5 protein-coding genes are annotated in these 5,421 nt (G+C 63.1%); all 5 read right to left on the bottom strand.

Annotation, left to right across the window (positions count from 1 at the left end):
• Positions 1–90: 90 nt before the first annotated feature.
• Entirely contained in the window at positions 91–1,017 is a 927-nt protein-coding gene (locus EN939_RS19360) for a D-alanine--D-alanine ligase (protein WP_127269283.1), read from the bottom strand.
• 447 nt (positions 1,018–1,464) lie between these two features.
• Positions 1,465–2,430 (bottom strand): UDP-N-acetylmuramate dehydrogenase, encoded by a 966-nt coding sequence (gene murB, locus EN939_RS19355; protein WP_027034937.1) that lies wholly within the window; start codon positions 2,428–2,430, stop codon positions 1,465–1,467.
• Entirely contained in the window at positions 2,427–3,833 is a 1,407-nt protein-coding gene (gene murC, locus EN939_RS19350) for a UDP-N-acetylmuramate--L-alanine ligase (protein WP_023813140.1), read from the bottom strand. Before murC ends, murB begins: the two co-directional genes overlap by 4 nt.
• Entirely contained in the window at positions 3,830–4,957 is a 1,128-nt protein-coding gene (gene murG / locus EN939_RS19345; protein WP_127269282.1) for an undecaprenyldiphospho-muramoylpentapeptide beta-N-acetylglucosaminyltransferase, read from the bottom strand. Before murG ends, murC begins: the two co-directional genes overlap by 4 nt.
• A gap of 1 nt (position 4,958) precedes the next feature.
• Positions 4,959–5,421: FtsW/RodA/SpoVE family cell cycle protein (locus EN939_RS19340; RefSeq protein WP_164751080.1), on the bottom strand; the 463-nt coding region annotated here is incomplete at its 5' end.

Below are 5,421 nucleotides of genomic sequence, written 5' to 3'. Positions count from 1 at the left end.
GCATGCGCGGCAGCACGAAAGGGCCCGACGACAAGGGCAGGCCGAACAGCGCCGGCCCCGCCGCGCCCCTCTCCCAACCTTGTCTCCATTTCAACGCAGGCACGAAGCGTCCTCCACCATCCAACTCAACAAATCGCCAAACGAGTGCCCGGCCTGGGCGGCGATTTCAGGCACCAAGGACGTCGGCGTCATACCCGGCTGGGTGTTGACCTCGAGCCAGACAATCTCGCCGTTTTCGGAATGACGATCATCGTAACGGAAGTCCGAACGGGAAACGCCGCGACAGCCGATCGCTTGGTGAGCCTTGAGCGCCAGTGTTTGTATTTTTTGGTAAATATTCGGTGAAACTTTTGCGGGGCATTCGTGCTTTGATCCCCCGGCGACATATTTTGAATCATAGTCATAGAAGGAATGGCCGGTCGGGATGATCTCGCAGACCCCCAGCGCCACATCACCCATCACCGCGCAGGTCAGCTCCCTGCCGTGGATGTAGCGCTCAACCATGACGGTATCGCCATATTTCCACTCGGACGAGCCGATCACCTGCGGCGGATGCGACTGGCCTTCATGTACGATGACGACACCGAAGCTCGAACCCTCATTGACCGGCTTGACCACATAGGGCGGCTTCATCGGGTGCTTGTTCTGGATGGCGAAGCGGCTGGCGACCTTCGATTCGGCGATCACGATGCCGACCGACTTGGCAACCCGCTTGGCCTGCTCCTTGTTCATGGCCAGAGCCGAAGCGAGCACGCCGGAATGGGTGTAGGGAATGCCGAGATATTCAAGGATGCCCTGAATGGTGCCGTCCTCGCCAAAAGGGCCGTGCAGCGCATTGAAGGCGACATCGGGCTTGAGCTCGGCAAGCACGGAGCCGACATCGCGCCCGACATCGACACGGGTGACCTGGTAGCCTTCCTTCTCGAGTTCATCGGCACAAGCCTTTCCCGACGAAAGAGACACGGGCCGCTCGGACGAAAAACCACCCAGCAAGACGGCCACATGCTTGTTTTTCATTCCCCGGCATCCCCTCTCTCACGGCGGACCAAAACCAGATTTTCCGCAACATTGAGTCAGAGTCTCCCGGCAGGTTGCCCCCCCCAGACGGAAACCGCTGAAAACGCGTCGAACGACTCAAATCAGGAAACGCTTTCGAGCAGAGAATCAGAGAGTTGATTCACTGGCAAGTGCTTACGATTCCGAGAGATTCACTTTCTGAGAAAATGGATGCGAAAAGCGTGTCGTTGAGTCTTTGCGGCAACGGTCGCGGACCGTTTCGGCCTCGTTGAAGTTCATGCATCACATGAACTTCAACTCGCGCGAAGGTGTGTTGGGATTCAGGTCAGGCCGAGTCGAAAACGATGGCTTTCGAGAACCGGAGCGGAGCGTACTCAAAGTACGTGAGCACCGGAAGCGCAGGAAGCCGTCGTTTGCAGGCCGGCATCACCTGAATATCAACGCACCTTAAAGGAGCTGCCCGAGAAACTCCTGAACTGCATGTCCCGGCCGGAAATTGCCGATGCGCTTGATTTCCCATTGCAGCCGGATACCGGAATTCTCCAGCACCCGCGTACGCACCGTCTCGCCGAGATATTCTAGGTCGTAGCCGGTCGCAGTTCCCGTGTTGATCATGAAGTTGCAATGCATCGGCGACATCTGCGCCCCGCCGATCATCAGGCCGCGGCAGCCCGCTCTGTCGATCTCCTTCCAGGCCGACGTGCCTTCCGGATTCTTGAAGGTCGAGCCGCCGGTCTTCTCGCGGATCGGCTGCACGGTCTCGCGATGGTTCTGCACGGCCTCCATCGCCGCCTTGATCGCCGCTCTGTCCTCGGCAAAGCCCTCGAACACGGCCGAGGTGAAGATCAGCCCGGCAGGCGCCGCCGAATGGCGATAGGCGTAACCCATATCGGCATTGCTCAGCGTCTGCACATTGCCCTTGCGGTCGAGCGCTCGCACTTCGACGACCCGCTCGCGCGTCTCGACGCCGTTGGCGCCTGCGTTCATCCGCAGCGCACCGCCGATTGCACCCGGAATGCCGTGGTAGAAATGAAAGCCGCCAATGCCGGCCTCGAGCGCCACCGCTGCGACGCGCTTATCGGGGGTCGCGGCTCCCGCCTTGATCCTGATCGGCGAAATCACCTCGGCCTCGCCGAAGCCCTTGGCCGAAAGGCGGATGACAAAGCCCTCGATGCCGCCGTCGCGGACCAGAAGGTTCGAGCCGACGCCGACGACGGTCAGTGGTATCTCTTCAGGAACGGCTTTGAGGAATGCTGCAAGATCTTCCTCGTCGGCCGGCTGGAACAGCACCTCAGCCAGACCCCCTGCACGGAACCAGGTGATCTTGTCCATCTCGGCGTTCGGCGTCAGGCGGCCGCGCAGGCCGGCAAGCCGGTCGCCCAGTCTGTCGATCAGGGCCTGGCCGTGCATCATGAGACGGTCCCGCCAAGCTCCTTGGGCAATGCATAGGCCCATTGGGTGATGTTGCCGGCGCCCAGGAAGACGACGAAGTCACCCGGCTTTGCCAGATCACGGATGACGGGCGCGATCGCCGCCGGACCCTCGATGTAGCGTGCGTCGCGATGGCCGCCGGCGCGGATGCGCGACACCAGCGCGTCCGAGCTGACGCCGTCGATCGGCTCTTCGCCGGCCGCGTAGACCGGCGCCACCATCACTGTGTCGGCGTCGTTGAAGCAGGTGGAAAACTCGTTGAACAGATCATGCAGCCGGGTGAAGCGATGCGGCTGGGCAATGGCGATGACGCGACCTTGGGTGGCGCTGCGCGCCGCCTTCAGCACCGCCGAGATCTCGACCGGATGGTGGCCGTAATCGTCGAATATTTCGACGCCGTCCCACGAACCGGTATGGGTGAAGCGGCGCTTGACGCCGGCGAAGGACGACAGGCCCTTCTTGATCGCCTCGGCCGACAGGCCGAGCTCATGCGCGACCGCGATCGCTGCCGTCGCGTTGGAGACGTTGTGGCGGCCGGGCATCGGCAGGCGCAGGCCTGCTATGACAGTCTGGCCGCCTGTCTTGCGGTCGCGGATCACCACGTCGAATTCCGAAATGGCGCCTGCCATGCGGTGATTGGTAAAGCGCACGTCGGCCTGCGCATTCTCGCCATAGGTGATGACCCGGCGGTCCTCGATGCGGCTGACCAGTGCCTGCACCTCGGGGTGATCGGTGCACATCACGCCAAAACCATAGAACGGCACGTTCTCGACGAACTGGCGGAACGCCTCGCGCACCTTGTCGAAGCTGCCATAGTGATCGAGATGCTCGGGATCGATGTTGGTGACGACCGCGATCTCGGCCGGCAGTTTCAGGAAAGTGCCGTCGCTTTCGTCGGCCTCGACCACCATCCATTCGCCGTCGCCCATGCGCGCGTTGGTGCCATAGGCATTGATGATGCCGCCATTGATGACGGTCGGATCGAGCCCGCCGGCATCGAGCAAGGTCGCCACCATCGAGGTCGTCGTTGTCTTGCCATGCGTGCCGCCGATCGCCACCGCCTGGCGAAAGCGCATCAGTTCGGCCAGCATTTCGGCCCGGCGCACGATCGGCAGCAGCTTTTCGCGCGCGGCCTTTAGCTCTGGATTGGATTTCTTGATCGCCGTCGAGACGACCACCACCTCGGCATCACCGAGATTTTCGGCCCTATGGCCGACGAAGCATTCGATGCCCTTGTCGCGCAGCCGCTGCACATTGGCGCTTTCGGCCTGGTCGGACCCTTGCACCTTGTAGCCGAGATTGTGCAGCACTTCGGCAATGCCGCTCATGCCGATGCCGCCAATGCCGATGAAATGCACAAGGCCGATGGTCTGCGGCATCTTCATGCTTGCGTCCCCTTCCTGAAATCCGAAACGGTTTTTTTGGACGCAATAGCCTCTGTAAGATCAGCGAGCAACCGTGCCGCGTCCGGCCTCCCGGCCGATTTCGCACCCGCCGCCATCGCCGTCAGCCGATCGGGGTCTTCCATCAGCTCGCCGATGAGCGCTGCGATGCGTTCGGACGAGAGCGAGGATTGCGGATGCACTTCGCCGCCGCCGGCAGCGGCAAGGGCCGCCGCGTTCGCCGCCTGGTCGTGATCGAGCGCATAGGGGTAAGGCACCAGCAACGCCGGCCGGCCGATGACGGCGATCTCCGAGACGGTCGAGGCGCCGGAACGCGAGATCACCAGATGAGCGGCCGCCATGCGTGCCGCCATGTCGGTGAAGAAGGGCGAGACCTCGACGGCGACGCCAAGCGCGGCATAGGCCGCTTTGACCCGCGCCACGTCATCCGCGCGCGCTTGTTGGGTGATCACCAGCCGCTTGCGCTGGGCGTCGGAAAGCAGCGCGATGGCGCCCGGCACGGCATCGGAAAAGAACTGGGCGCCCTGGCTGCCGCCGAACACCAGCAGGCGGAACGGCTGTTCCCCGGTCGATGCCGCATAATTCGTCCTGGCCGCTTCCAGCACGGCCGGCCTGACCGGATTGCCTGTCGTCACCGTCTTGACCCCGGCAGCACTGGTGTCCTGCGGCAGGAAGCCGCCGGCGATGGCGTCGACACGGCCGGCCAGCGCCCGATTGGCGCGCCCCATCACCGCGTTCTGCTCATGGATCAGCGTCGGCACCTTGCGCCGTGTCGCCGCGTAGAGCGGCGGCAAGGTCGGATAACCGCCAAAGCCGACGACGGCATCCGGCTTGATTCTGCCAATGACGGCAGAAGCCTGGCGCACGCCGCGCCAGATCTTCCAGAAGGCGCCAAGCAGGGCAAAAGGATTTTTCGAGCCCATCGTCGCCGACTGGATCGGGTGGACGGCGGCGGCCGGAAAATGGCCGGCGAAACGCTCGGCACGGTCGTCGGTCGCCAGATGCACCGACCAGCCGCGCTCGTTCAACTCATGCGCCAGCGCCTCGGCCGGGAAAAGATGCCCACCGGTGCCGCCTGCCGCGAGAAGGATGACGCCTCTGGCCATATCACTCCGCCGGCACGGCGCGTTGCGACAGGCCAAAGCCCACCTGCTTGCGCTTTTCCGGCCGCTTGCGTGTCAGCGCCAGCACCATGCCCATCGAGATGGCGATGGCGATCTGCGAGGAGCCGCCATAGGAGATGAACGGCAGCGTCATGCCCTTGGCCGGCACAAGCTGGAGGTTGACGCACATGTTGATGACAGCCTGCAGGCCGAACACGGTGACGAGGCCGCCGACCGCATAGCGGGTGAAATCGTCATGCTCCTTCAGCGCCGTGTTGAGGCCGCGCAGAACGATGAAGGCGAAGATCGACATGATGAAGAAGCACATGATCAGCCCGAACTCTTCGCCGGCAACCGAGAAGACGAAGTCGGCATGGCTGTCGGGGATGACGCGCTTGACGGTGCCGTCGCCCGGTCCGACTCCGAACCAGCCGCCATTGAGCAGCGCTTCGCGCCCCATGTCGACC

This window comes from Mesorhizobium sp. M7A.F.Ca.CA.002.05.1.1 (assembly GCF_003998335.1).
GTDB lineage: Bacteria > Pseudomonadota > Alphaproteobacteria > Rhizobiales > Rhizobiaceae > Mesorhizobium.
The sequence above is the reverse complement of the archived record's forward strand: the minus strand, read 5'-3'. Positions and strand labels throughout refer to the sequence as shown.